The sequence below is a fragment of the Frankia sp. KB5 genome (assembly GCF_002099325.1).
Taxonomy (GTDB): domain Bacteria; phylum Actinomycetota; class Actinomycetes; order Frankiales; family Frankiaceae; genus Frankia; species Frankia casuarinae.
Genome location: NZ_MRUJ01000003.1, coordinates 1 through 25,667, shown reverse-complemented (window position 1 = coordinate 25,667; position 25,667 = coordinate 1). Strand labels below are relative to the sequence as shown.

Here is a 25,667-nt window from a genome sequence, read left to right as displayed (position 1 = left end):
AGGAGCGGCCCGCGGTAAGGGTGCGTTTGGCGGCCCCGGTGGATCCACCGGGCCGCACGGTGGATCCACCGGGCCGGTTGGACGGACCCTGGTGCCGGCGGCGGGGTTGCCTCGCCGCTCCCGCGACGATCTGTTGGTCGCCGCCCGGCGCGGTCTCGGTGAGGCCGAGTGCGCCCAGACGGCCGGGGAGCGCTACGCCCTCGCCCACCTCGCGGCGCTGCGGGCGGCGGCCGCTGTCCTGGCGGACCGGGCCCGGCCCCGTCCCGGTCGTCGCGGTCGGCCCGTGAGTGCCTGGTGCCTGCTTGTCCGGGTGGCCCCCGAGCTCGCGGAGTGGGCGGAGTTCTTCGCGGCGGGGGCCGCCCGGCGATCGGCGGCCGAGGCCGGGCTGAAGGTAGTGACCAGGCGGGAGGCCGATGATCTGATCCGTCAGGTCGATCTGTTCGTCGGGGTTGTCGAGGGCGTACTGGGCCTCCCGTCCCAACCGATGATCGCCGGCACCGGTCCGGTCGGGCCTGGGGAGGTCACGATGGTCATGTCGCCGGGCCGAGGGCAGGCTGACCGTGGTCGGCCCGGCGGCGCCCCGGGTGGGTGACGAGCGGTTGCGTTTACGGTGAGCATCGGTCACTATCGGTTACCTTCCGAGGGGTAGTGGTTGGCGGAGCAGGAGATCATCGATGGTCCTCACCGGTTCTGAGCATCGGCACCGCGGCGCGCATCGGGCCGTGCCGTCCGCCGTTGCGCGTCGCAACATCTGGGTACTGCGGGTCGTAGGGCTGTCGGCTGGCGGGCTGGTCGTCGGGGTCGCCATAGGCCTCACCGTGGGTCGGTGACGCGCCTGGTCCTCCGGCGTGGGCGAGCGGGCTGACGGCGGCGCCGACGATGCCGGCGTGAGGAGGCGCGACGCGCATGACCAGCCATGTCACCGGCGCGGATCTGCGGCAGGCCGCGATCTGGCACGGCCTGCGGACGGTCCTGCCCGGATCGGCAGCGGGGGTTCCGGCCTGGTCGGTGGCCCCGACGGCCACAGCCATCCCGCCGATCATCGTTGACGCGGGCGGTGGGAGTGGTGGCTTCGCCGTACCCCTGGCGGTCGAGGGCTACCTGGTGATCGTCGTGGACCCGTCGCCGGACGCCCTGGCAGCGTTGCGCCGTCGCGCCGACGAACGGGGCGTCGCCGACCGGGTCACGGCCGAGCAGGGCGATCTGGCCGACCTGACCGGCATCGTCGGAGCCGAGACCGCCGATTTGTTGCTGTGCCACTCCGTCCTCGACGTCGTTGACGATCCCGAGGCCGCGCTGGCGGGGGCCCTGCGGGTGCTGCGCCCGGGAGGCGTTCTCAGCCTCGTCGTCGCGGGCCGGGCTGCCACGGTGCTCGCCCGCGCCCTGGCGGGTCGCTTCGAGCAGGCGCAGGCCGTGCTGACCGGCCAGGGCGCCGGGGCGCCCCGGACGCCCGCCGGGTTCACCACCGCCGAGATCGTCGCGCTGGTGAACGCGGCGGGCGCGGACGTCGTCGACGTCCACGGGGTGCGCGTGTTCGCCGACCTGGTCCCCGGGGCGCGGGTCGACTCCGATCCCTTCACCGCGCAGCGGCTGCTGCGCCTGGAACTGGCCGCGGCCGCCCTGGAGCCGTTCCGTGACCTCGCGGCACAGCTGCACGTGCTTGCCCGCCGTCGTGCCGCTGGTACCGCTCGCGAAGCCGGCGCCGCCGGGTTCCCGTGACCGTGGATTTCCCGGTATGAAAGACCCCAGTTCGGGCACGGACCAGGTGACGGGAATCGCTCGGTTCCAACCAGCATGACAGGTTGCCTACCGCACCCGCCCGCACATGCCTATCCTTGGTTATCAGGTTCCGTCCGCCGGGCCTACAGGTCGTGGGAGGAGCGTCGATGCCGCTCTCGGAGAACGAGCAGCGCCTGCTGGAGCAGATCGAGCGCGCTCTCGTACAGGACGATCCAAAGTTTGCCAGTACCGTGCGTTCGACGGACCCCCGTACCTATCTGCTGCGCCGGGTGCGCCGCAGCGCGGTCGTCTTCGTCCTCGGTCTGGCCGTCCTGGTCGTCGGTGTGGTACTCAACCGGGTACCGCTGACGGTGATCCTCGGCATCCTCGGTTTCCTCATGATGTTGTTCGCCGCGCTGCGCGGTGCGGCAGACCTGCGCCGGATCAGCGGCCGTGACACCGGTCACCGGCGGCCGGGCGGCGTGCAGGGGGGATCGAAGCCGAAGCCGCGGGCTAGGGCTCCGTTCATGGAACGGGTCGAGGAGCGGTGGCGGCGGCGCTGGGAGGACCGTCCCTGACCGCGTCCAGCCAGTCCTGATTGTCCTGATTGTCTTCGTTCTGAACCGTGGTGGGCGTGGCGGGTCCGTCGTCCTTACCGCCTCCCCGTCCCATCCTCGACCGTCCGCGCGCCGAGGCCGGCGCGGCGCGCCGGAGAACCGATGCCGGGGCGATCCGCGCCAACATCCGCCTGGCCCGCGGTGCCAGCGCCAACAGCGTGGTGGTGGCCAGGACGACATCTTCGCTGAGGTCTGCGACGGACGGCGGCGCGGCCATCTCCGGCGGCGCGTAGCGGGCCCGCTCCTCCGCGGAGGCCAGTCGGGCGAGTGCCGCGCGGGCCTGCGGGTAGGTCGTGGGGGGCTCGCTGCCCCCGGACTGCCACGCAGACGGTTCCGGGCCGGATCCCGGAGCCTGTGCGGTGGTCGGCTCGGCGTCCAGGTAGGCGGTCAGCCGGGCCACTCCGGCCCGCGGCGAGTCGTTCGGCCGGATCATGATTCCCAGGTCCGCGGCGACGTCCAGCAGTTCCGCCCAGGCGTCGTGGACCCGTTCCACCGTCGCCCCAGACGGATCTGGGGGATCGTCTTCGGCCGGGCGCAGCCGGACCCGCCTCCGCCGGATCCGGATGATCGCCGGAACGGCTAGCAGGCCCAGGACGGGCAGGGCAGCGCACAGCCAGACCACCCAGGAGGGAATTTCGGTGGAGGTCGATGCGTCGTCACCTGACCGCGCAGCGCCCATCGCGGTCGGATCGTCGCCGGGAGCCGGCGTGGAGGTATCCGGCACGGGCACCGGCTCGGGCACTGCCTGCGGTTCGGCCTGAGCCTGCTCTTCCGGCAGGGCGGCGTCGTTGTCGGGCTCCTCGGGCCCGGYGGGGGCGTAGGACGGCGCCGAGGTGGTTCCGTCGCTGCGGCGGGTCGGCTCGAAGCTGATCCAGCCGATCGACGGGAACCAGACCTCGGGCCAGGCGTGCGCCTGCCGGTTGGTGATGACGTAGCTGCCGTCGCTCTGCCGCTCCCCGGGGACGAAGCCGATCGCGACCCGGGCGGGTAGGCCCAGTATCCGCACCATGACCGTCATGGCCGAGGCGAACTGTTCGCAGTAGCCGCGGTGGGTGTCGAACAGGAACTGGCTGAGCGCGCCCTCCTGCGTGGTGGGGGCGCCCCGGAGGTCGTAGGTGAACTGCGGCCCCCGCAGGTATTCCTGGATCGCGTACACCTTTTCATAGGGGGTGCGCGCACCCGCGGTCACGGCCTTGGTGAGCTGACGCAGCTGGGGATCGAGATTGTCAGGGAGCGCGGTCGCGACGCCGAGCGAGTCCGGGATCGGCCCGGTCGCGGCCTGAAGCTGCGCGCTTGTGGGATTCGGCACCACCGCGTCCACCTGGTAGTGCGCGTTCGCCGTCGAGGTCCGGGTCGAGAAGATCGTGCCTGTCGGGCTCGCCAGCCGCCAGTCGCCGGTCAGCCCCTCGATCCGGATTGGGATGCCCGGAACCGGCAGATACAGCTCGTTGAACCGCCCGGTGACGGCCACCTCCGCACGCACCGACTGGGTAGCGCCGCCCGTCCGTGGTTTCGGTAATCCCTCGCTGACCCGGTCTTCCCGGGTGGCATTCAACGCCCGCAGGGTGAACAGTTGGCCGTCGAAGTTCTCCAGCGCCGTCAGTCGCAGATACTTCGGCTCGTCGGAGCGCAGCCGAAGCAGGGACACCTCCGTGCTGGCGTGCAGCTGCTGGCTCACCGAGACGATCGGCTGCACGACGCTGGCCGAACTCGGACCGTCCCCGGCACCGGATCCACCCTTGCGCGACACCAGTCCCTCGCCGTCAAGGGACGGCAGGCCAAGCGGCACCACGATCGCGGCGACCAGCGCGGTGACGGCGACCCCGAGCGCGCCCACGGCGATGCGACCGCCGAACATCTCGACGCCAGCCCTCCGCTGGTCGGAGACGGTCCGGCCCCATCGCTCGTACGCCAACCGCCCGTCGAGCAGGAGCAGGGCGATGAAGCTCACCGCGCCGAGCAGGAAGGGCACCACGCCGACCCCCCCGGGCAGAATCGCCGCCGACACCGCATACAGCGCCAGCAGCGGAAGGCCGCCGAGCGTCGGGTGGTCGAACTTCACCACGATCAGATCGACGATCATCACCAGGAGGTAGACGCCGATCACCGTGAGGACCACCAGGCCCGGCCGGGCGGGCACCGGCGCGGCCAGCCGTGAGATGTCGGAGCCGCCGGCGGAGATGAGCGTGTGCAGCGTCTCGACCGTGGTGGCGGTCGGCAGGAAGCCCAGCAACGCCGTCGACCGCGCGGACAGCACGGTGACGGTGCCGATGAGGCCGACCAGACTGAGCAGGATCTCGGCCGCCGCCGGCAGCCGGAGCAGGCGGCTCGCCACCCCCGTCCCGACGGCCACGGTCGTGGCAACGAGCACCGGCCCGAACCACCAGAGGACACCCTCGAACAGACGGGTCAGCGCGCTGGTGGACAGCAGACAGGCGACGGTGGCGATCACTGTGGGCACCGGGCGGGCGTTCACGGCACCGACCGTCCGCCGGTGTGGAGATCGCCGGTGAGTCCCGTCGCCCCGGTGAGTCCCGTCGCCCCGGTGAGTCCCACGGTCCTGGTGAGTCCCGCGGCCCCGGGACGTCCGGAGACTCCGGCGGCACCCGGGGCACCGACGCCGCCCGGGCCCCGGGCCCGGGCGGCGACCCGCGGCCACATCGCCGCGAGGCTGGTGCCCGCCGCCGCGCCGAGGACCGCCCAGCCGGCGCGGGTGAGCACCGCGTGCGTCGTTTCGAGGTCGGCGGCGATCTTCGGGGCCGCCGCGGCGGTGCTCCAGCTGGCCACGTTGACGAGCACCGCGATCGCCGGGGCGCTGCGGGGCCGCAGCCCGGCCAGCGCGGTGGCGGTGGGCGCATCGGTGTGGCCGAGGACGGCGACGAACATGCCGCCGCGATCGACTCGCCCGCGGCCGGCCGCGAGCGCTGGGTACAGGGACTCGGTGGGGGCGGGCGTCAGCGTCGAAAGCTCGTCAAGGAGCCCGCCGACGGTACCCTCCGCGGCGATGGCCGCCAGCCCCTGATCGGTCAGCAGCCGGACCCGGTACCCGCCCCGGACGAGGTGGACGCCGATCGCCCCGACCGCGCTCACCGCCCACTCGAACGACGCTGACGGGCCCCCGTCAGGCCACGCCCGGGCCCGAGTGTCGATCAGGATGGTCGCCCCGCCCGTCCGCGGGTGCTCCTCGCGCCGGACCATCAGCTCGCCGCGGCGGGCGGTCGTCTTCCAGTGCACCTTGCGCAGGTCGTCGCCGGACCGGTACGGACGGGTCGTCGTCTCGTCCTCACCCACGAGCCCGGTCGCGCGGCGCAGCTCGGTGCTGACGCGCGCGGCACCGGTCGGGCGGGCCGGCGGCAGCCGCTCGATCGGGGGGGCCACGACCAGTTCGTCCAGGCTGCGGAAACTGCGCGACAGTTCGCACAGCCCGAACGGGTCACCGAGGCGGATCGCCATCGGTCCGATCTGGTAGCGGCCGCGCATCCCCGCGTGGAGGACATAGGACAGGTCCCGGCTGCCACCGGGCTCGATCCGGTCGAGTACGAACCGGGCCCCGCCGCCCAGCCCGTCCGCGGCAGCGTCCTCCAGCAGGAGCACCGACGACGGCGACCGGCTGACGTTCTCCAGCCTGATCTGGACCGAGACCCGGTCCCCGGCGGTCACCCGGCTCGGTTCGAGCCGGCGGGTGCAGGCGAGCCGGTAGCGGGTCCGGCAGACGAAGGCCGCCGCGAGCACGGGGAGGAGCATGACGAGCAGGCCGATCCGCAGCAGGTCCTGCTCGCCGAGCACGGCCGCGGACGCCGCGCAGGCGATGCCGGCGGCGACGAACGACCGGCCGCGGATCGTCAGGCCACGCAGCGCCGCGACAAAGTCACGCACCCGGAGGTTCCGCACCCGGAGGTTCCGCACACGGAGCTCTAACGGCCGTGCCGGGTCGGGCGTGCCGTACCGGGGCGAAGGATCGGAATCCGGCGCAGGACGTCGGTCAGGATGCGGGCGGCGACCTCGATCGTCGGCTCCCCGGAGAGCATGATCTCGGGGTGCAGCAGTAGGCGGTGCGCCATGACCGGGACAGCCATCTCCTGAACGTCGTCGGGGAGGACGAAACCGCGCTGGTCCAGGGCCGCGCGGGCCCGGGCAGCACGGATGAGATGCAGCGCCGCCCGGGGGGACGCGCCGAGCGCGATCTCGGGATGCGTGCGGGTCCCGCCGACCAGGTCGACGATGTAGTGGCGCACCTCGGGCGAGACGTGCACCGTGCGGACGAGTGCGATCAGCTTGGCGATCTCGGCGGCGTCGGTGACCGGGGTGATGCCGGCCAGCGGGTTGGCGTTGCCGTGGCTGTCGAGCATCTCCAGCTCGGCCGCGGGGGAGGGGTAGCCCATCGAGATCCGGGCGGTGAAACGGTCGCGCTGGGCCTCCGGCAACGCCCGGGTGCCCTCCATCTCCACCGGGTTCTGGGTCGCGATCACCATGAAGGGTGACTCGAGCCGGTAGGTGACGCCGTCGACCGTGACCTGGTGTTCTTCCATGCATTCGAGGAGCGCCGACTGCGCCTTCGGCTCGGCGCGGTTGATCTCGTCGCCGACGACGATGTTGGCGAACACCGGGCCGGGACGGAACTCGAAGTCACGGGTGCCCTGGTTGTAGATGCTGACTCCGGTGACGTCGCCGGGGAGCAGGTCCGGAGTGAACTGGATGCGGCGCACCCGGGCATCGATGGACCGTGCGAGGGCCTTGGCGAGCATGGTCTTGCCGACCCCGGGGACGTCCTCGATCAGCAGATGACCCTCGGACAGCAGCACGACCAGGGCCGTCGTGATCGCCTCGGACTTGCCGTCGATGACCGTCTCGACGCTGGTCCGCACTCGATTGGTGACGTCGGCGAGATGGCCGATGTCGGTCACCGGGTCACGCCAGTGCAGAAGACCAGGGTCGGTCACCACGAGGTTGGCCCCCCTCCGGGTGTCGAGTGTCGGGATGCGTCGCGCGTCGGGATGCGCGGACCCGGCCCCGGTGGGACCTGTCCCCCCCCGAGTGTGACATCCACCGCGGGCGCGCAGGCCGTGGTGGTCGAGGAAACATGCCTCGAAGCGGAACCCGACAGGAGATTGAGGGGTAGGTGTCCGTAGCTGACCGGCCTCGCCGGGACGGCGAGTGAGACCAAATGTTCCTTCGCCCACCAGAGTCATTTGTACTGATTTTTTGCGATTTATACCACCTTCTTCTTAGGTATCGCGGGCGACCCCCGATAGAGGGGGTTCGGTGGGGTGGTGCGGGGTGTTGAGGGGGTGTCGGGTGGGGGGGAGTGGGGTAGAGTGGCGCGCAGTGGGGGACAGCAGCTTACGGGTGGCCGTCGCGGGGTGACCTGTCGCTGTCTTCCTCGCAGTGGCGAGGAGGTTGCCGGTGTTTCTCGGCAGCCACGCGCCGCGGCTCGACGACAAAGGGCGACTGACGCTGCCCGCGAAATTCCGCGACGAGTTGGAGGGGGGGCTTGTGATCACCAAGGGGCAGGAACGCTGCCTGTACGTCTTTCCGATGGCGGAGTTCACTCGGATCAGCGAGTCCCTCCGTACCGTTCCGGTTACCGCAAAGGCGTTGCGTGACTACAGTCGGGTGTTCTTCTCCTCGGCCGCGGACGACGTGCCGGACCGGCAGGGGCGGATCACGGTTCCGGCTCCGCTGCGGTCCTACGCGGGCTTGATGCGCGACTGCGTGGTCAATGGGGCCAACACCCGGATTGAGATCTGGGATGCCCAGCGGTGGCAGGCCTACCTGGAAAGCCAGGAGGAGAGCTTCGCCGAGCTGTCCGAGGAGGTCCTGCCCGGAGTGATCTGAGCTGCCTTGGGTTCATGGATCCGGGTGCTCCGCGGGCTCGCCACGCGCACCGTCCCCTCCGGCTGTCCCTTCCCCGGCGGCCGGCATCCGGGACGTACGCGAGGGCGGTCGGCCCCGGTCACCCGACCCGGGCCCGCCGCCCGGTGGCTTCCGCCGACGAAGCCCCCATGCCCGTCAGCACATCTGAAGACGAGGTCCACGAGCGGTCGAGGGAGGCTCAGCACTGAACGCCACACATACGCCTGTGCTGACCGACCGTGTACTGACTTTGTTGACTCCCGCCCTGCGGGCATCCGGAGCGATCGTGGTGGACGCGACGGTGGGTCTCGGTGGGCATGCCGCGGCTGTGCTCACGGCCTTCCCGCACGTACGGCTGGTGGGGCTCGACCGCGACCCCGACGCCCTGGAGCGCAGCGGTGAGCGGCTGCACGGGCTCGCCCCCGGCCGGGTGGAGCTCGTCCACGCCGTCTACGACGAGGTGGCCGAGATCCTGGACCGGCTCGGTCATCCGGTGGTGCAGGGCATCCTGTTCGACCTCGGCGTGTCGTCGTTGCAGCTGGACACGGACGACCGTGGGTTCGCCTACTCCCGGGACGCGCCGCTGGACATGCGGATGGACCAGACACGGGGCAGGACGGCCGCCGACGTCCTCAACACCTACGATGCCGACGCGCTGACCCGCATCCTGCGGGAATACGGCGAGGAGCGCTTCGCCCGCCGCATCGCCGGTGCGATCGTCCAGGCCAGGGCCGTCACCCCGTTCGCCACCTCGGCGCGGCTCGCCGACCTGGTACGCGACGCCATCCCGGCGCCGGCCCGGCGGACCGGCGGCAATCCGGCAAAACGCACTTTCCAGGCGTTACGTATCGAGGTCAACGCCGAACTCGACGTGCTCGCCCGGGCGTTGCCCGCGGCCTTCGACGCGCTGGCCGTGTCCGGCCGGCTCGTCGTCCTGTCGTACCACTCGCTTGAGGACCGGCTGGTCAAGCGGCAACTGCGCGGCTACGCGGAGGCCTCGGTCCCGCCGGACCTGCCGGTGGTGCCCGAGGGCGCGGGCCCCAGGTTGCGCTGGTTGACCCGAGGTGCGGAACCGGCGAGCGAGACCGAGAAGGCCGAGAACCCGCGGGCGGCCTCCGTCCGCCTGCGTGCCGTCGAACGTACCGCGCCGAACCCGGACCACACCCGGAAACCGACCGGAGGTGCATCGTGACCGCTCCCGCGCAGCCGCTCGCCCGCGCCGGGCGTTCCGGTTCCGCCTCCGCCCGGACCGGCTCCGCCCGGACCGGCTCCGGGCAAGGGGGCCCTGGGCGGATGACAAGCGCCCCGACCCCCTCGACGGGGCGGCCCGCGGCCCGCTCGGCCGCCGCGACCGCTCCGGCCATCGGCCCGCAGCCGCGCCGGGCGTCGAGCCGGGCGCGGCTCGCGGTGGTCCGGCCTGCGCCGGACGGGGGCCGCAAGGGTCCCTTCGTCGTGTTGCTGCTGGTCCTGCTGGGCGCTGGTCTGCTCTGCCTGCTGCTGCTGAACCTGGCGTTGATGGAGAACTCGTTCCAGGCCAACACTCTGCGCAATCGGGCGTCCGCCCTGGCCGACGAGGAACAGGCGCTGTCGGTGCATGCCGACCAGCTCTCCGATCCGGCGTCGCTGGCCGCGCAGGCCTCCCGCTACGGCATGATCCCCGGCGGGATACCGGAATACCTTCCGCCGGGCGCTCCGCTGCCCGTTGGTTCCCGGACCCTGGCCCGGGAACCGGGCAGCGGATCCGTCATCATCGTCGTGCCCGCATCGCCCGGCCCGAGCCCGGCCGGCGGTCCCGGGAAGACCGGCGGTCCCGGGAAGAACGGTCAGCCAGCGGCCGGCGCGACGGCGGGTGGTGCCGGCGGAACCGCTCACGCCCACCTTCCCGCCACCGGGGCGAACGCTGCCGCGGCCGGTGGTGCCGCGATCGGGGCGGCGGGAAAGGCCGGAGCCGGGCAGTGAGCTCGACGCCCCCGGGCTCCCCTCAGCGCGGCCGCGGACGGCTACGCCTTGTTCCTCCACCGCCACCTTCAGTGTATGGCGGTCGGTTGCGGAGGGATGTCGACGACCCGGGTCGGGCGGTCGGCGACGGGCCCGGTGCGGACGAGTACGGCGACGAGGAGCACGACGGCCGGTATCCGGGCGGCCGGTATGTGGGCCGGCCAGGCTCGGTGCCCTGGCGTCCCGGTCGGGTCAGCCGGCCGCGGCACCCCCCGGCTCGTCGCGCCTACCGGCTGGGCAGCCCGCGTCGGCGGCTGCGGGTGTCCATCGTGCTCATGTGCGCGGTCCTCAGTGTCCTCGGGCTGCGCCTGACCCAGCTGCAGGGTTTCTCCGCCTCCACCTACGCGGCCCAGGCCGAGGCCCAGCGGCTGCGGACCATCGTGCTGCCCGCGGCGCGTGGCGCCATCACCGACCGGGCGGGCCACACGCTCGCGCAGTATGTCGAGCTGCGGGCCGTCTACGCGAACCCGACGAACGTCAGGGACATCGCGGGGACGGCCGCGAAGCTCGCGCCGGTCCTCGACGACAGCACCGAGGCGTTGCGCAGACGGCTTACCACCGACCCGGCCGAGCACATCAAGTTCGTCTACCTCGCCCGCGGGCTCACTCCGGACGTGGCGGAGAAGGTCAGCGCCCTGGGGCTGCGCGGTATCGGCATCACCGAGGAACGCGGACGCACCTACCCGTCCCGGGAACTGGCCGCGAACGTCATCGGGTTCATGCGGCACGGCGATGGTGACATCCTCGAGGGCGGCGGCGGGCTGGAGCTGGCGTATGACGAGGTGCTGCGCGGTACCGACGGCCTTCGCCGACTGGAGGCGAACCCGGCGGGCATCGAGATCCCCTCGGGCCAGAGCCGCGAGAAGGACCCGATCCCGGGTTCTTCGCTGCGCCTGACCCTCGAGCGGGACATCCAGTGGAACGCCCAGAACGCGATCGCCGACGCGGTCCGTACCTCCGAGGCCGACGGCGGCACGGCCGTCGTGATGGACCCCCGCACCGGGGACATCCTCGCGATGGCCGACGCGCCGCAGTTCGACCCGAACAACATCACCGCCCGGGACACCCCGGCGCTGGGCAATCGGTCCACGCGGGACGCCTACGAGCCCGGCAGCGTCAACAAAGTGATCACGATGGCCGCGGCGCTGGACCGCGGTCTGATCACCTCCGAGACCCCGATGACCATCCCGCCGTTCATCACCCGGGGTGGGGTACGCATCGAGGACTCCGAGCCGCACGGCGTCGAACATCTCACCGCCGCCGGCGTCCTGGCCCGCTCCAGCAACATCGGCACCGTGGAGATCTCCGAGCGGGTCGGGCGGATCGGGCTGGAGCAGGCGCTGCGCTCGTTCGGGCTCGGTGCCCGCACGGGTCTGAACTTCCCCGGCGAGGGCGCCGGCCTGCTGCCGGCAGCCCGGGACTGGTCGGGCAGCCAGGCCGCCACCATTTCCTACGGGCAGGGCATGTCGGCGACGGCGCTCCAGATGGCCTCGGTGTACGCGACTATCGCGAACGGCGGTGTTCGCGTGACCCCGCGGCTTGTCGACGCCATCACCGGTCCGGACGGCGTCGTCAAGGTGACTCCCCAACCGCCTGGTCAGCGCGTCGTCAGCGCGCAGACCGCGGCCACGCTCACCCGGATGCTCGAGGCGGTGGCGACGAACGAGGGCACGGCGCCGCTTGCCGAGGTTCCCGGTTACCGGGTGGCCGGCAAGACGGGYACCGCCAAACGGCCCGACCCGRTGCACGGCGGTTACCAGGGCTACGTTCCCTCGTTCATCGGGTTCGCCCCGGCGGATGATCCGCGGGTGGTGGTGGAGATCGTCCTGGACAACCCGAAGAAGGGTTACTTCGGCGGTCAGGTCGCCGCGCCCGTGTTCCAACGTGTCATGTCCTTCGCGTTGACCACCCTCGGCGTGCCACAGCCGATCACCAGGCCCGCACCGCTCCTGCTCGACCTGGACAGATGATCGCGATCCGCGCCGGGACGTGGTGGGCGGGGAAGGTCGGCTGGACCACCGCCGTGCCCGGGCGCCCGTGGGGATGGCCGTGCCCGCCCCCACTAAGGTCGTGACCGTGACCTCTCCGGCACCTCGACCGGCTGCCCCGCCCGCGTGCAGCCTCGCCGATCTGCGCGCGGTGCTCGCGGCCGTGGCGCCCGTCCCGGAGCCGGCGGCGTTCGCGGGTGCGGGACATTCGCCGTCGGACACACATGCGGACACACATGCGGACACGGACACGGACGTGATCGTGCATGGCGTCACCCACGACTCGCATGCGGTCCGGCCGGGCGACCTCCACGCGGCACTGCCCGGTGCCCACACGCACGGTGCGGCCTTCGCGGCCGCCGCGGTGGCCGGCGGCGCCGTCGCCGTGCTCACCGACGCCGAGGGCGCCCGCCGGATCGCGGCCATGCCGCCCGGCCCCCCCGGGGAAGTCCCGGTGCTTGTCAGCGACGATCCACGGCGCGACCTCGCCCCGGTGGCGGCGAGGATCTACGGTGATCCCTCTGCGGCGCTGCGCCTGCTCGGCGTCACCGGCACCAACGGGAAGACGACCACGGCCTTCCTGCTCGACGCCGGGCTGCGCGCCGCCGGCCACACCACGGGCCTGATCGGCACGATCGAGACCCGGATCGCCGACGAACGGCTGGCCTCCGCCCGCACCACCCCGGAGGCGAGCGACCTGCAGGCCCTGCTCGCCACGATGGTCGAGCGTGGCGTGGGGGCCGCCACGATGGAGGTGTCCAGCCACGCGCTGGCCCTGCACCGGGCCGACGCCCTGCACTTCGCCGGGGCCGTGTTCACCAACCTCAGCCAGGACCATCTGGACTTCCACTCCTCCATGGAGGACTACTTCGCGGCGAAGGCGTCCCTGTTCGACCCGGCCCGGACCGCCGTCGCGGTGATCGGCGTGGCGGACCGGTGGGGCCGCCGGCTCGCCGAACGGCATCCCGGCGCGATCACGTTCGCCGTCGAGGGGCCGGCCGACTGGACGGCCCGGGACGTCTCCTACGGGCCGACCGGCACACTGCTGCGCGCCGAGGGTCCGGACGGGCTGCGGGTGGATCTGTCCGTGCCGCTGCCCGGCGCCTTTAACGTCGCCAACACGCTCGGCGCGCTGGCGCTGCTCGTCGCCATCGGGGTCCCCCCGGCCACGGCGGCGGCGGGGATCGGCTCCCTGCCCGGGGTGCCCGGCCGGATGGAGCGGGTCGACGCCGGCCAGCCGTTCCTGGCCCTGGTCGACTTCGCGCACACCCCGGACGCGGTCACGACGCTGCTCGAGACGGTTCGCCCGCTGGTGAAGGGCAGGGTCATCGTCGTGCTCGGCTGCGGTGGCGACCGCGACCGCGGCAAGCGCCCGCTGATGGGGGCCGCCGCGGCGACACTCGCCGACGTCGCGATCCTCACGAACGACAATCCGCGCTCGGAGGATCCGGCGGAGATCCTCGCCCAGATGCTCGCCGGGGTCACGGCGCTGTCGGCCTCGGCCACGGTCTTGGTCGAACCGGACCGCGCCGCGGCCATCGCGGCCGCCGTGGCCGAGGCCGGACCTCAGGACGCCGTCGTTGTCGCCGGCAAGGGTCATGAGTCGGGCCAGGAACAGGCGGGGGTGGTGACCCCCTTCGACGATCGGGTCGCCCTGCGCGCCGCGCTCTCCTCGGTGGAGAGGAGATGATCCCGCTGACCCTGGCCGAGGTCGCGTCGGCGACCGGCGGCCGGCTCGACGCGGTGCCCGACCCGGGCGTCACGGTGCGTTCGGTCGTCGTCGACTCCCGCGAGGTCCGCGACGGCGCCTTGTTCGTCGCCCTGGCTGGCAGCCGGGTCGACGGGCACGACTTCGCCGCCGCCGCCGTCGCCGCCGGCGCGTCCGCCGTGCTCGCCGCCCGGTCGGTGGGCGAGCCGGCCGTCATCGTTCCCGATCCGCCTTCGGCGCTCGCCGCGCTCGCCGCGTACGTCCGTGATCTGGCCGCCGCCACCGTGGTCGCCGTGACCGGGTCGGCGGGCAAGACGACGACCAAGGACCTGCTCGCCGACGTGCTGGGCGGGCTCGCCCCGACGGTGGCCGCGCCCGGCTCCTTCAACAACGAGATCGGACTGCCGCTGACGCTGCTGCGCACCGAGCCGGACACGGCGTTCGTCGTCCTGGAGATGGGTGCCCGCGGTCCGGGGCACATCGCCACCCTCTGCGCGGTAGCCCGCCCGGCTGTGGGGGTGGTCCTCAACGTCGGCAGTGCCCACCTGGGCGAGTACGCCGACGGCCGGCTGGGGATCGCCGCGGCCAAGGGCGAGCTTGCCGAGGCCGCGAGCGAGGCCGTCGTGCTCAACGCCGATGACCCGCTGGTCGCGGCGATGGCGGTTCGGACGACGGCCGAAGTGATCACTTTCGGGGAGGGTGGACGGGCCGACGTGCGGGCCGGTGCCGTCGATGTCGACCGGCTGGGCCGCGCCTCGTTCGACCTGCTGGCGCACGGCGAGCACCATCGGGTGACCCTCGGGCTCGTCGGCGCGCACCAGGTGCCGAACGCGTTGGCCGCGGCGGCCGTCGCGATCCGGCTGGGGCTGTCCCCGGACCGGGTCGCCGCGGCGCTGTCCGCCGCCCGCCCGCGCAGCCGGTGGCGGATGGAGGTGACCTCCACCGCGGCCGGGGTGGTGGTCGTCAACGACGCCTACAACGCGAACCCGGAGTCGATGCGGGCGGCGCTGAAGGCGTTGGTGGACATGCGGGGGAAGGGCCGGGCGTTCGCGGTGCTCGGTCCGATGGGGGAACTCGGTGACGCCGCCGCCGCCGAGCACGACGTGCTCGGCCGGTTCGCGGTCCGCCTCGGGGTCGATCGACTGATCGCGGTGGGTCCGGCGGCCCGCCATATCCACCTGGGCGCCTCGCTGGAAGGCTCCTGGGACGGGGAGTCGGTGGAGGTGACCGACGCCGAGGAGGCGGTGGCCCTGGTGGCCGCGCAGGCCGGACCGGATGACGTGGTACTGGTCAAGGCCAGCCGGTCCTTCGGTCTGGAGCGCGTCGCCGAGGCGTTGGTGACCAGATTCGGCGTCCTCGGCGCCGGGATCGAGGGGACATGACGGCGGACGGCTGGCTTCACACACGCGGACCCGCGCGGGTGACGCACGMGTGAGAGGCGTTCTTATCGCGGCCATGGTCGCGTTGGTCGTGTCGTTGCTGGGCACACCCTGGGTGATCCGGCTCTTCCGCCGGCAGGGATATGGCCAGGAGATCCGCGAGGACGGGCCGTCCAGCCACCTGACCAAGCGGGGCACCCCCACGATGGGGGGCACTGTCATCATTGTCGCTGCCCTGGCCGGGTACTTCCTGGCCCACCTGGTGACCGGCATCGGGTTCACCGCGTCGGGTCTGCTTGTGCTGATGGTGATGACCGGGCTTGGCCTGGTCGGCTTTCTGGACGACTACATCAAGATCCGCAAGCAGCGCAGCCTCGGGCTCACCGCCCGGATGAAGTTCACCGGGCAGGCCGCGGTCGCGATCGTCTTCGGCCTGCTGGCCGTCCGGTTCAAGAACGACGCCGGGCTGCTCCCCGGCTCGACGTACATCTCGATCGTGCGGGACACGAGTCTCTCCGTCGGCATCATCGCCTTTCCCTTGCTGGCCTGGATCATCATCGCCGCGACCTCTAACGCGGTGAACCTCACCGACGGCCTCGACGGCCTCGCGGCCGGCACCTCGGCAATGGTGTTCGGCGCGTACGTCATCATCTCCTTCTGGCAGTTCGGCAACCTGTGCGAGCCGCACGCGGCCGAGGCGGGCTGTTACCTCRTGCGTGATCCCCTCGACGTCGCGCTGGTCGCGGCGGCGGCGATGGGGGCCTGTTTCGGGTTCCTGTGGTGGAACGCCAGCCCGGCGAAGATCTTCATGGGGGACACCGGGTCGCTCGCGCTGGGCGGTGCCTTCGCCAGTATCGCGATCGTCAGCCGGACCGAGCTGCTTCTCGTCGTCCTCGGCGGCCTGTTCGTCATCGAGACCCTGTCCGTGATGATCCAGGTCGCGTTCTTCAAGGCGACGAAGAAACGCGTGTTCAACATGGCGCCGATCCATCACCATTTCGAGCTCGCCGAATGGCCCGAGACGACGGTGATCATCAGATTCTGGATCGTCTCGGGACTCGCGGTGGCCTTCGGCCTGGGCCTGTTCTACGCGGAGTTCCTCTCCCACGGAGGTGGCTGACGCCATGACGGGCGACGGTCAGGGCCCGSGCGACGGTCAGGGCCCAGGCAACCTCACGACCTCGATCTCCTGGGCGGGCCTGCCCGTGCTGGTCGTCGGGATCGGGGTCTCCGGGCTCGCCGCGGCCCGGGCGCTGCTTGCCCGCGGTGCGCGGGTCCGGGTCGTCGACGCCGGCGACTCCCCACGTCACCAGGGTGCGGCCGCGACGCTGCGGGCGCTCGGGGCCGAGGTGAACCTCGGCGGCCTGCCGGCCGGCCCCGGGGACAGCGCCCTCGTCGTCACCTCGCCCGGCGTCCCGCCGACGGCCCCGCTGATCACCGGGGCGGCCGGCGCCGGGATCCCGGTCTGGGGGGAGGTGGAGCTCGCCTGGCGGTGGCGGGGTGGGAGCCGGTGGCTCGCCGTCACGGGAACGAACGGCAAGACGACGACCACCGAGATGCTCGGCGCGATGCTCGCCGCCGGTGGCCGGCGATCCACCACCGCCGGGAACATCGGGACCCCGATCGTGGACGCGGTTGCCGCCGAGCCGCCCTACGAGACCCTCGCGGTGGAACTGTCCAGCTTCCAGCTCCATTACACCCACACCATGGCCCCCCTCGCCGCGGCCGTGCTCAACGTCGCCCCCGACCATCTCGACTGGCACGGGGGCGCGGCGGCCTATGCGGCAGCGAAGGCGGGGATCTGGCGTCGTCCCGGGACGACCGCGATCGGCAACGCCGACGACGCAACCAGCGCGGACCTGCTCGCCGCCGCTCCGGGGCGGCGGGTCCTGTTCGGTCTCGACCCGGCGGCCCGGCCGCGGCCCGGCCTGACCGTCGTCGACGGCCACCTCGTCGACGACGCCTTCGGTGGCGGGCGGCTGGTCGCCGTCCGTGACCTCGTGCTGACAAGTCCGCACATGATCTCCAATGCGCTGGCCGCCGCCGCGCTTGCCCGCGCCGAGGGCGTTGGCCCGGCCGCGATCGGCGCGGCGCTCGTCGCTTTCCGGCCCGGCGCCCACCGCAACGCCGAGGTGGCCGTCATCGACGGGGTCCGCTGGGTGGATGACAGCAAGGCGACGAACCCACACGCCGCCGCCGCGTCGCTGGCCGGCTACCCCTCGGTGGTGTGGATCGCGGGCGGCCTCAACAAGGGCCTCGCCTTCGACGATCTCGTCCGCGACGCGCGCCGGGTGCTGCGCGCCGCGGTCCTCATCGGGCGCTGCGCCGATGAGATCGCCGCCGCTCTCGCCCGACACGCCCCCGATGTCCCCGTGGAACGGGCTGACGGCATGGACGATGCGGTGAAGGCTGCGGCGGCGTTCGCGACCACCGGTGACACTGTGCTCTTGGCGCCGGCCGCGGCCTCGATGGACATGTTCCGGGACTACGCGGCGCGCGGAGATCTGTTCGCGGCGGCGGTCCGCGCACGAGAGGGGTAACCGTGGCGGGGTCGGGAGCGTCGTCGCCGCCRTCCACCGGGACGTCGGCGCGGCCCGCGCGGGCGGCGCGAGGGCCCAAAGCCGTGCGAACCGGCTCCGCGGCCGAGCCCGACTCCGCCGGCGGGGGAACCGGCGCGGCGGACGGGGCCGAAGCACGGCTGCCGCTGCTCGACCGGCCGTTGGCGTCCTACTACCTGCTGCTGTCCTCGGCCGCTCTGCTGCTGGTGCTCGGACTGGTCATGGTCCTGTCGGCGTCGAGCGTGCGCTCCTACGCCGACTTCGGCTCCTCCTACACGCTGTTCATCCGGCAGGTGATCTGGGTCGCGATCGGTCTGCCGGTGGTCGCCGTCGCCTCCCGGCTGCCTGTGCGGGTCTTCCGCGCCTTTGCCTACCCGTTGTTGCTCGGGACCGTGCTGATGCTGATGGCGGTGCTCATCCCGGGTATCGGCAGCGTGCGTGGTGGCGCCCGCCAGTGGATCGTCGTCGGGCCGATCACGATCCAGCCCAGCGAGTTGGCGAAGATCGCCCTTGCGCTGTGGTGTTCGGATCTGCTTGTCCGCAAACGGCGGCTGCTGTCCGACCCCAAACACCTGCTCGTTCCGCTGGTCCCGGTGTTCCTGTTCATCGACCTGCTGCTGCTGCTGGAACCGGATCTCGGCGGGGCGATCTGCGTGACCGTCGTGCCGTTGACCGTGCTGTGGGTGATCGGTACCCCGATGCGCCTCTACACCGGGATCCTGGGATCGATGGTCGCGGCGGCGTCGGTCCTCGCCGTGGTCGAGCCCTACCGCGTCCGGCGCCTGCTGTCGTTCACCGATCCGTTCGCCGACGCGCACGGCGACGGCTTCCAGGCCGTGCAGGGCATCTATGCCCTGTCGACCGGCGGCTGGTGGGGGGAGGGCCTTGGCGCATCCCGGGAGAAGTGGCCGCAGTTACTGCCCGCGGTGCACACCGACTTCATCCTCGCGATCATCGGCGAGGAACTCGGGCTGGTCGGCAGCCTGGTGGTGGTGGGCCTGTTCGGCGTGCTGGGATACGCGGGCCTGCGGATTGCGCACCGTTGTGACGAGCTGTTCGTCCGGCTCGCCGCAGCGGGGGTCACCGCCTGGATCCTCGTCCAGGCGGTGGTCAACATAGGTGCCGTCGTGGGTCTGTTGCCGATTACCGGCGTCACCCTTCCGCTGGTGTCGTTCGGTGGCTCCGCGTTGCTGCCGACCCTCGCGGCCCTCGGCATGCTGCTCTCCTTCGCCCGGTCCGAGCCGGCCGCGGCCGAATTCTTGTCCCGACGGGCCGAGGAACGCCACGCCGCGCGTCTCGCCGCGTCCGGCCGGCGCCGCCAGCGCTGGCGCCGCGGCCGGGAGCGGCGCGCCGATGCCACCGGGGTGATACCGCGGGAGGAGAGGCGGCCGCCCGGCCGCCGGGGCCACCGACCGGACCTCGGCCTCGTACCGGTCGACGACGCGCGGTCGGGTCCGGTGGGTCCGGTGCCGGAGTCTGGGTCGGGGCGTTCGTCGGGGCGCATATCATCCCGTGTGCGGGCCCGGGTGACCGGGGCCGGGCTGCCCGGGAGACGGCGTGATGTGTCATCGTCTTGACCGATGTTGCGAAGCGTAGTGCTCGCCGGCGGCGGGACAGCCGGCCACGTGGAACCCGCACTCGCCGTCGCGGACGCGCTGCGGGCGACCGACTCCCGGGTACGGCTGACCCTGYTCGGCACCGCGACCGGTCTGGAGGCGCGCCTGGTGCCCGCCCGGGGCCATGAGTTGGCGACGGTGCCGAAGGTCCCGATGCCGCGCCGCCCCACCCCGGCCGTGTTCAAGCTGCCCGCCCGGTTCCTCGACGCGATCTGTCAGGCGGGGGAGACCCTCGACCTGGTTCGGGCGGACGTGGTCGTGGGGTTCGGTGGATACGTGTCCGCGCCCGCGTACCTCGCCGCCCGGCGCCGCGGCATCCCGATCGTGGTGCACGAGGCGAACCCGCTGCCGGGACTGGCCAACCGGCTCGGCGCCCGGCTCACCCCGTTCGTCGCCACGTCCTACCCGAGCACGCCCCTGCGCGGCGCGACGCTCACCGGGATCCCGCTGCGGGGGGAGATCCTCACCCTCGACCGTTCCCCGGCCGCGATGCGGGCCGCCCGGGCGCGCTACGGGCTCGACCCGCACCGRCCGACCCTGCTCGTCTTCGGCGGTTCGCAGGGCGCCCGCTCGCTCAACCAGGTGATGACGGCGGCGGCGCATCCCCTTGCCGCCGCCGGGATCCAGGTGCTGCACGCGACCGGACCGAAGAACTTCGACGAGGTCGCCGCGGCGCTGCCCCTCGACCTGCCCACGCCATACGAGCTGCGGCCGTACCTCGACCACATCCCCTCGGCCTACGCCGCGGCCGACATGACCCTGTGCCGGTCGGGCGCGATGACATGCGCGGAACTCGCCGCGGCGGGGCTCCCGGCGGTGTACGTCCCCCTGCCGCACGGCAACGGTGAGCAGCGCCGCAACGCGCTGCCGACGGTGGAGGCCGGCGGTGGTCTCCTCGTCGACGACGCCGAGCTCAGCGCGTCCTGGCTGCTCGAGAACGCGCTGCCGGTGCTCATCTCCGCCGAACGGCTGGCGAAGATGTCGGCCGCCTGCGCCGGCAGCGGCCATCCCCAGGCCGCCGCCGCGATCGTCGCCATGATCCGGGACGCCGCCGCCACCCGGCGGCGATCCCGCCCGCGGCACGCGGCTCCCTGACCGCTCCGCCGTCCCCGGCCGCTGGACAGCCAGGGGGTGTCCAACGCTGGCCGGTTATCACAGCGTGACCAGCACGACCACCGGGATCTCCCGTTCCACCTGCTCCTGGTGGCCGCGGATCCCCGGCATCGTCTCGACCAGTGCCTCGTAGAGCCGCTGCCGCTCGTCCCCGGTGGCGGTCAACGCCTCGGCCTCGAACCGGTCGGTGCCGAGCTCCACCACGACCTTCGGCTCGGCCGTCAGGTTCTGGTACCAGTCCGGATGCCGTGGGGCGGCCATGTTGGACGCGAAGACGACGATGCGGCCGGGACCGCCGTCCATGACGTACCCCAGCGGGGTGGTGTGCTCCTTCCCGCTGCGCCGCCCGGTCGTCGTCACGAGCACCAGCCTGGAACCGGGCAGCGTCTTCTCCAACACGCCGCCAGTCGCCCGGTACTCGGCGATCACGGTCTGATTGACCGCCCTGACGTCGAAGCCAGGTCTGCGCGGGTCCTGCGTGTCGGCCATCGTCTCGATCCTCACCTGTCGCCGCCGGCCATGCCGGCGGGGGCGTGTTGCGGCAGTCAACCATCGACGCCGGGCAACAGCCGGCAGGATCATCGCCCGGGACGTCGCGTCGGCGTTACGGGTCCGCGGCGCGGTGCCGCTTTCACGCCGGGGAGGAGGCGCCGTCTCACGGGCATCGGATGGCACTTCTTTGTACGAGAGAATTGAAGCCCTTCTTGTTTTCGACGGTACCCCACCGCGGTACCTCACCGCCGTTCGGACGGCCGTGGGGGAGTACCCGTCGCGGCGAGGTAAGGCGGCATGAGAGCGCCATTGGACGCTCACATGCAACGGTCAACCGGCCGCCGAGAAGCCCAGGGCGGCCAGCAGCCGGGGACCGACCGTGGTGATCGTTCCCGCTCCGAGCGTGAGCAGCAGGATCCCCCGCGACGCCTCGTCGCTCAGGGTGACGCGGACGTCCGTGGCGAGTCGTTCGACGAGTTCGGGCCAGGACACGTAGTATGTTGCCGCCGGCTCGCTCACCCGCTTGACCAGGTCGACGGCATGCAGACCGAGGTCGTCGGTCTCGCGGGCGGCATAGATGTCGGTGACGTACACCCGGTCGGCGTCGCTGAACGCGGCCGCGAAGTCGTCCAGTAGCGCGGCGAACCGACTGAACGTATGTGGCTGGAGTACCGTCCAGATCTGCCGTCCCCGAGCCCGTGAACGGGCCGCGGCGAGCGTCAGACGGACCTCCGTCGGATGATGCGCGTAGTCGTCGATCACCTCCAGGCTGCCCGGACCTCCGGCGGGTCCGACGCCGGTGCTGTCGGCGGGGCCGTTCCAGAAGCCCACGAACTCGAACCGTCGGGCCGCGCCGGTGAAGGTCGTCAGGGTGGTGAGGGTCTGGGCGGGAGCGACTCCCAGCTCGGTGGCGGTGGCGAGGACCGCGAGCGCGTTCAGCACCGAGTGCCGGCCGGGTACCGTCAGGGTCAGCGCGCCGATCTCCTGACCGGCCCGCAGGACGGTCGCCCTGGTCATGTCGTCCCCCGCGGTGGTGACGACGTCGACGGCGCGCCAGTGGCGTTCGGCACCGAAGCCGTAGTCGATCACCGCGACGTCATTCACCGCGACGTCATTGCCGGGCCGCTGGCGACCCAGCTCGGTGAGGACGGCGACCACCCCGGGATGATCTCCGCAGACGACCAGTCGTCCACCCGGCCGGACCCGTCGGGCGAACGCGGCGAAGGCCGTCCGGACCGATGCCTCGTCGGGGAAGACGTCAGGGTGCTCCCACTCGACGTTGGTGATGACGGCGATGCTCGGGTCGAGGCCCGCGAAGGCGCCGCCGTACTCGTCGGACTCCAGGACGAAGACGTCGCCGGAGCCGGCCAGCGCGTTCCCTCCCAGCTGTGACACCTCCGCGCCGATGACCGCCGTGGGATCCAGCCCGGCGGCGCGCAGGACCAGGGTGAGCATCGCCGAGGTGGTCGACTTGCCGTGCGAACCGGCGACGGCGACCAGCCGGTAGCCGGCGGTGAGCTCCGGTAGCCATTCCGAACGGCGGCGCACGGGCAGACCGAGCGCGCGGGCGGCGACGATCTCCGGATGGTCGTCGGGCAGCGCACTGGACGCGACCACGACATCCGCACCGGCGAGCTCGGCGGCGAAGGCGGCCGGACCGGGCGTGGCCCCGATCCGGATCGGTACCCCCCGTGCGCGTAGGGTCGCCACCCGGGGCGAGTCTTCGGAGTCACTGCCGCTCACCGTCCCGCCGCCCGCGAGATGGATCTGGGCCAGCGGAGACAGGCCGCTGCCTCCGATGCCGAGGAAATGGACGTGCTGGGTGCGCTGACCGGTCACGGGAGGCAGTACACCATCATCGGCCCCGGTGGTGGTGAGGTCTCTTGATCCGTGGCACGGCCAGGCGTCGGGATCCGTACATTGATCGGGGTCCGTACATTGAGACGAAGCCCCCGTCGGCTGCGCCGGGAAGGTCGCCGGAGGCGAGTCACGGTTACCACAGACTCCTTCCGGGGCGGGGGTCCCCGCATTGTGGCGAAGCCACCATGCGGGGAAAGTCGTGACGCGCCGACAGCGTCCTTGACCACCGCCGAAGCCGTGCCTACTGTCCGATCCACAGTCGGAAGTTGACATAACTGTAACCGTCTAGCTGACGGTGAAGGTTGAGACTTCGACTGCTTTCCTCGCTCGCCGCGCGGCTCCGCCTTCCCGCGGCGGCGCAGGGGCGGGGTAACCCCCGTCCGACCACCGACGCCGCTGGAGGACCGACACCGCATGGCTGCCCCACAGAACTATCTCGCGGTCATCAAGGTCGTCGGGATCGGTGGTGGTGGCGTCAACGCCGTCAACCGGATGATCGAAGTCGGTCTCAAGGGCGTCGAGTTCATCGCCATCAACACCGATGCCCAGGCCCTGCTCATGAGCGACRCCGACGTGAAACTCGATGTCGGCCGTGAGCTCACCCGAGGCCTCGGCGCCGGAGCCGACCCCGAGGTCGGCCGCCAGGCTGCCGAGGATCACCGGGAGGAGATCGAGGAGGTCCTCAAGGGGGCCGACATGGTCTTCGTCACCGCGGGTGAGGGTGGTGGCACGGGTACCGGCGGTGCGCCGGTCGTCGCGAACGTCGCCCGCTCCCTCGGAGCACTCACCATCGGTGTGGTCACCCGGCCGTTCACCTTCGAGGGTCGGCGCCGGGCCACTCAGGCCGACACCGGTATCGACACTTTGCGTAATGAGGTCGACACCCTCATCGTCATCCCGAACGACCGTCTGCTGGCGATGACGGACCGGGACATCAGCGTTCTCGACGCCTTCCGCAGCGCCGACCAGGTGTTGCTCTCCGGTGTCCAGGGCATCACTGACCTGATCACCACGCCCGGCCTGATCAACCTGGACTTCGCCGACGTCAAGACGGTCATGTCCCATGCCGGCAGCGCCCTGATGGGCATCGGACGGGCCCGCGGCGACGACCGGGCCACCGTCGCCGCCGAACAGGCCATCGCGTCCCCCCTGCTCGAGGCGAGCATGGACGGGGCTCAGGGGGTGCTGCTCAACATCTCGGGTGGGTCGGACCTCGGCCTGTTCGAGATCAACGCGGCCGCCGAGCTGGTCGCCGACGCGGCCCACCCGGAAGCGAACATCATCTTCGGTGCGGTCATCGACGACGCACTCGGGGACGAGGTGCGGGTGACGGTCATCGCCGCCGGCTTCGACACCGTCCAGGACCGGCGGACCCGCACCCTCAACGCGGCGGGGCAGCGGCGCCCGCCGGGGCCGGCCGGCGGGTCGGCTGCCGGGCCGCCGACGGTGGCCGCCCCGGCCACCTCGCCCGCGACAACGATCCTGCCGCCGCTGCCGACGATCTCCACAGTCCCGTCTCGGACGCCGCCCGCCGCCCCCGCCACCCCCGCCGCGCCCCCGCCCGTCGCGCCGGTCCCGCCGCCCACACCGAGCTACCTGCAGGCACCCCCGCCGCCGATCGCGCCGTCGAACGTCGGTCATTACCACCCGGAACCGCTGCCGGGGGCGCCGGCCTCGAACGAACCCGCTGCGGCCGCCACGGCCGAATCGACCGTGATCCCGACGATCGAGTCTCGCCTCGCCCCGCCGAACCGTGAACCGGTGGAGCCGCCGGTCGATCAGGCCTATGGTCAGCACCGCCCGGAGCCGCCGCGCACTGCTCCCCGGCCGACCTACCCGCCTCGCCGGCCGGTGCGGCCGGTGGCCGACGACGACGAGTTGGACGTGCCGGACTTCCTCAAGTAGCCGGTGCCAGGCAGACTTCCGGCATGCCGGTTCTCGTCACCTCGCGCTCGGGCGGGGTCAGCGACCCGCCGTTCGAGGGACTCAATCTGGGCGACCACGTCGGGGATGCCGACGAGGCCGTCGCCGTCAACCGACGCCGGCTCGTCGACCGGCTGCGGATGCCGGTCCAGTACATGCGGCAGGTGCATGGGAGGCAGGTCGCCGTGTTGCGTCGGCACGGGCCGCCTCCACAGGCGGACGCGCTGGTGACCGATGTCCCCGGCCTCGTGCTCGCCGTGATGGTTGCCGACTGCGCACCGGTGCTGTTCGAGGCCCCCGCGGTGGTGGGAGTGGCGCACGCCGGCCGGGTTGGGATGGCCAGTGGCGTGATACACGCCACTCTTGGGGCCCTCGAGCGGCTCGGCGCCGCYCGGGACGAGCTCCGTGTCACCATCGGTCCATGTATCTGTGCCGGCTGTTACGAGGTGCCGGAGGATCTTCGTTGCGAGGTGGATACCCAGGTGCCGGGGAGTGCGGCCACCACCCGCGTCGGCACCGCGGCGATCGACCTGCGTGCCGGTATCCGTCGTCAACTCGCCGCCGCCGGTGTGACCGATATAACAATTTCTGCTCGATGCACCGCCGAGGATCCGGAGCTCTACTCCTACCGTCGAKAGGGTCGGACGGGACGCTTCGCCGGTCTGGCCTGGCTCGGGCCGACGCCATGATCCACCGGCCCGAGATGCCCGCGAGGCATGGCGCATCCGGCTCGGGGGAGTCCGACGGACCGTTCGACCCGGACCGGCCTGCCCCGGACCGGCCTGCCCCGGACCGGCCTGCCCCGGACCGGCCTGCCCCGGACCGGCCTGCCCCGGACCGGCC

General features: G+C 72.2%; 21 protein-coding genes. 15 read left to right on the top strand and 6 right to left on the bottom strand.

Annotation, left to right across the window (positions count from 1 at the left end; genetic code table 11):
- Window positions 1–91: 91 nt before the first annotated feature.
- On the top strand, window positions 92–592 hold the full coding sequence (locus KBI5_RS00700) for an SAV_6107 family HEPN domain-containing protein (protein ID WP_235608347.1): 501 nt from the start codon (window positions 92–94) through the stop codon (window positions 590–592).
- Window positions 593–668: 76 nt separating this feature from the next.
- On the opposite strand, the gene KBI5_RS26050 is transcribed toward KBI5_RS00700, so the two are convergent.
- Entirely contained in the window at window positions 669–908 is a 240-nt protein-coding gene (locus KBI5_RS26050) for a hypothetical protein (protein ID WP_035730597.1), read from the bottom strand.
- On the opposite strand from KBI5_RS26050, the gene KBI5_RS00690 reads away from it, so the two are divergent.
- Entirely contained in the window at window positions 907–1,719 is an 813-nt protein-coding gene (locus tag KBI5_RS00690; protein ID WP_011435843.1) for a methyltransferase domain-containing protein, read from the top strand. The genes KBI5_RS26050 and KBI5_RS00690 overlap by 2 nt on opposite strands.
- A 167-nt stretch (window positions 1,720–1,886) precedes the next feature.
- Window positions 1,887–2,297, top strand: a complete 411-nt coding sequence (locus KBI5_RS00685; RefSeq protein WP_011435844.1) for a DUF3040 domain-containing protein — start codon at window positions 1,887–1,889, stop codon at window positions 2,295–2,297.
- On the opposite strand, the gene KBI5_RS00680 is transcribed toward KBI5_RS00685, so the two are convergent.
- The 3 genes from KBI5_RS00680 to KBI5_RS00670 are packed head-to-tail and all read right to left on the bottom strand — an operon-like array spanning window position 2,245 to window position 7,279.
- A complete protein-coding gene (locus KBI5_RS00680) occupies window positions 2,245–4,812 on the bottom strand; it encodes a DUF3488 and transglutaminase-like domain-containing protein (RefSeq protein ID WP_241882583.1) in 2,568 nt (855 codons plus the stop codon). The two genes, KBI5_RS00685 and KBI5_RS00680, sit on opposite strands and share 53 nt — an antisense overlap.
- Window positions 4,809–6,212, bottom strand: coding sequence for a DUF58 domain-containing protein (locus tag KBI5_RS28335; protein ID WP_085014041.1), 1,404 nt, complete (start codon window positions 6,210–6,212; stop codon window positions 4,809–4,811). The genes KBI5_RS00680 and KBI5_RS28335 overlap by 4 nt, the downstream gene beginning before the upstream one ends.
- Before the next feature lie 38 nt (window positions 6,213–6,250).
- Window positions 6,251–7,279: a MoxR family ATPase gene (locus KBI5_RS00670; RefSeq protein WP_011435847.1), complete on the bottom strand. Its 1,029-nt coding sequence runs from the start codon at window positions 7,277–7,279 to the stop codon at window positions 6,251–6,253.
- A 460-nt stretch (window positions 7,280–7,739) separates the two neighbouring features.
- On the opposite strand from KBI5_RS00670, the gene mraZ reads away from it, so the two are divergent.
- The 10 genes from mraZ to murG all read left to right on the top strand — a co-directional run bounded on the left by mraZ (window position 7,740) and on the right by murG (window position 20,531).
- Window positions 7,740–8,171, top strand: coding sequence for a division/cell wall cluster transcriptional repressor MraZ (gene mraZ / locus KBI5_RS00665; RefSeq protein WP_011435848.1), 432 nt, complete (start codon window positions 7,740–7,742; stop codon window positions 8,169–8,171).
- A gap of 223 nt (window positions 8,172–8,394) precedes the next feature.
- Entirely contained in the window at window positions 8,395–9,381 is a 987-nt protein-coding gene (rsmH, locus tag KBI5_RS00660; RefSeq protein WP_043590549.1) for a 16S rRNA (cytosine(1402)-N(4))-methyltransferase RsmH, read from the top strand.
- 101 nt (window positions 9,382–9,482) lie between these two features.
- Window positions 9,483–10,148, top strand: coding sequence for a hypothetical protein (locus tag KBI5_RS00655; RefSeq protein ID WP_011435850.1), 666 nt, complete (start codon window positions 9,483–9,485; stop codon window positions 10,146–10,148).
- Entirely contained in the window at window positions 10,145–12,157 is a 2,013-nt protein-coding gene (locus KBI5_RS00650; RefSeq protein WP_085014030.1) for a penicillin-binding protein 2, read from the top strand. Before KBI5_RS00655 ends, KBI5_RS00650 begins: the two co-directional genes overlap by 4 nt.
- A 73-nt stretch (window positions 12,158–12,230) precedes the next feature.
- Window positions 12,231–13,865 (top strand): UDP-N-acetylmuramoyl-L-alanyl-D-glutamate--2,6-diaminopimelate ligase, encoded by a 1,635-nt coding sequence (locus tag KBI5_RS00645; RefSeq protein ID WP_011435852.1) that lies wholly within the window; start codon window positions 12,231–12,233, stop codon window positions 13,863–13,865.
- Complete coding sequence (gene murF, locus KBI5_RS00640; protein ID WP_011435853.1) at window positions 13,862–15,265, top strand: UDP-N-acetylmuramoyl-tripeptide--D-alanyl-D-alanine ligase; 1,404 nt, start codon at window positions 13,862–13,864, stop codon at window positions 15,263–15,265. Before KBI5_RS00645 ends, murF begins: the two co-directional genes overlap by 4 nt.
- A gap of 49 nt (window positions 15,266–15,314) precedes the next feature.
- The gene (gene mraY / locus KBI5_RS00635) at window positions 15,315–16,382 is read left to right on the top strand and encodes a phospho-N-acetylmuramoyl-pentapeptide-transferase (RefSeq protein WP_085014029.1); all 1,068 of its coding nucleotides are present in this window, start codon (window positions 15,315–15,317) and stop codon (window positions 16,380–16,382) included.
- A 4-nt stretch (window positions 16,383–16,386) separates the two neighbouring features.
- Complete coding sequence (gene murD / locus KBI5_RS00630; protein WP_085014040.1) at window positions 16,387–17,802, top strand: UDP-N-acetylmuramoyl-L-alanine--D-glutamate ligase; 1,416 nt, start codon at window positions 16,387–16,389, stop codon at window positions 17,800–17,802.
- Between the two features lie 2 nt (window positions 17,803–17,804).
- Window positions 17,805–19,397, top strand: coding sequence for a putative lipid II flippase FtsW (gene ftsW / locus KBI5_RS00625; RefSeq protein WP_011435856.1), 1,593 nt, complete (start codon window positions 17,805–17,807; stop codon window positions 19,395–19,397).
- A 3-nt stretch (window positions 19,398–19,400) separates the two neighbouring features.
- Complete coding sequence (murG, locus tag KBI5_RS00620) at window positions 19,401–20,531, top strand: undecaprenyldiphospho-muramoylpentapeptide beta-N-acetylglucosaminyltransferase (RefSeq protein ID WP_085014028.1); 1,131 nt, start codon at window positions 19,401–19,403, stop codon at window positions 20,529–20,531.
- 57 nt (window positions 20,532–20,588) lie between these two features.
- Here murG and KBI5_RS00615 read toward each other — a convergent pair whose 3' ends face one another.
- On the bottom strand, window positions 20,589–21,038 hold the full coding sequence (locus tag KBI5_RS00615) for a nitroreductase family deazaflavin-dependent oxidoreductase (RefSeq protein ID WP_011435858.1): 450 nt from the start codon (window positions 21,036–21,038) through the stop codon (window positions 20,589–20,591).
- A 333-nt stretch (window positions 21,039–21,371) separates the two neighbouring features.
- A complete protein-coding gene (gene murC, locus KBI5_RS00610; RefSeq protein WP_011435859.1) occupies window positions 21,372–22,880 on the bottom strand; it encodes a UDP-N-acetylmuramate--L-alanine ligase in 1,509 nt (502 codons plus the stop codon).
- Window positions 22,881–23,315: 435 nt separating this feature from the next.
- Between murC and ftsZ the strand changes: the two genes are divergently transcribed.
- Together ftsZ and pgeF are read left to right on the top strand one after the other, a co-directional pair.
- Window positions 23,316–24,806 (top strand): cell division protein FtsZ, encoded by a 1,491-nt coding sequence (gene ftsZ / locus KBI5_RS00605; RefSeq protein ID WP_085014027.1) that lies wholly within the window; start codon window positions 23,316–23,318, stop codon window positions 24,804–24,806.
- Window positions 24,807–24,829: 23 nt separating this feature from the next.
- On the top strand, window positions 24,830–25,513 hold the full coding sequence (gene pgeF / locus KBI5_RS00600; RefSeq protein ID WP_085014026.1) for a peptidoglycan editing factor PgeF: 684 nt from the start codon (window positions 24,830–24,832) through the stop codon (window positions 25,511–25,513).
- Window positions 25,514–25,667 lie beyond the last annotated feature (154 nt).

Bases quoted from the DNA above. Each gene is read 5' to 3' on its own strand.
- KBI5_RS26050 (WP_035730597.1), bottom strand. From the start codon at position 908: ATGCGCGTCGCGCCTCCTCACGCCGGCATCGTCGGCGCCGCCGTCAGC.
- KBI5_RS00655 (WP_011435850.1), top strand. From the start codon at position 9,483: ATGACAAGCGCCCCGACCCCCTCGACGGGGCGGCCCGCGGCCCGCTCG.
- KBI5_RS00615 (WP_011435858.1), bottom strand. From the start codon at position 21,038: ATGGCCGACACGCAGGACCCGCGCAGACCTGGCTTCGACGTCAGGGCG.
- KBI5_RS00645 (WP_011435852.1), top strand. From the start codon at position 12,231: ATGGCCGTGCCCGCCCCCACTAAGGTCGTGACCGTGACCTCTCCGGCA.
- KBI5_RS00690 (WP_011435843.1), top strand. From the start codon at position 907: ATGACCAGCCATGTCACCGGCGCGGATCTGCGGCAGGCCGCGATCTGG.
- KBI5_RS00685 (WP_011435844.1), top strand. From the start codon at position 1,887: ATGCCGCTCTCGGAGAACGAGCAGCGCCTGCTGGAGCAGATCGAGCGC.
- murF (WP_011435853.1), top strand. From the start codon at position 13,862: ATGATCCCGCTGACCCTGGCCGAGGTCGCGTCGGCGACCGGCGGCCGG.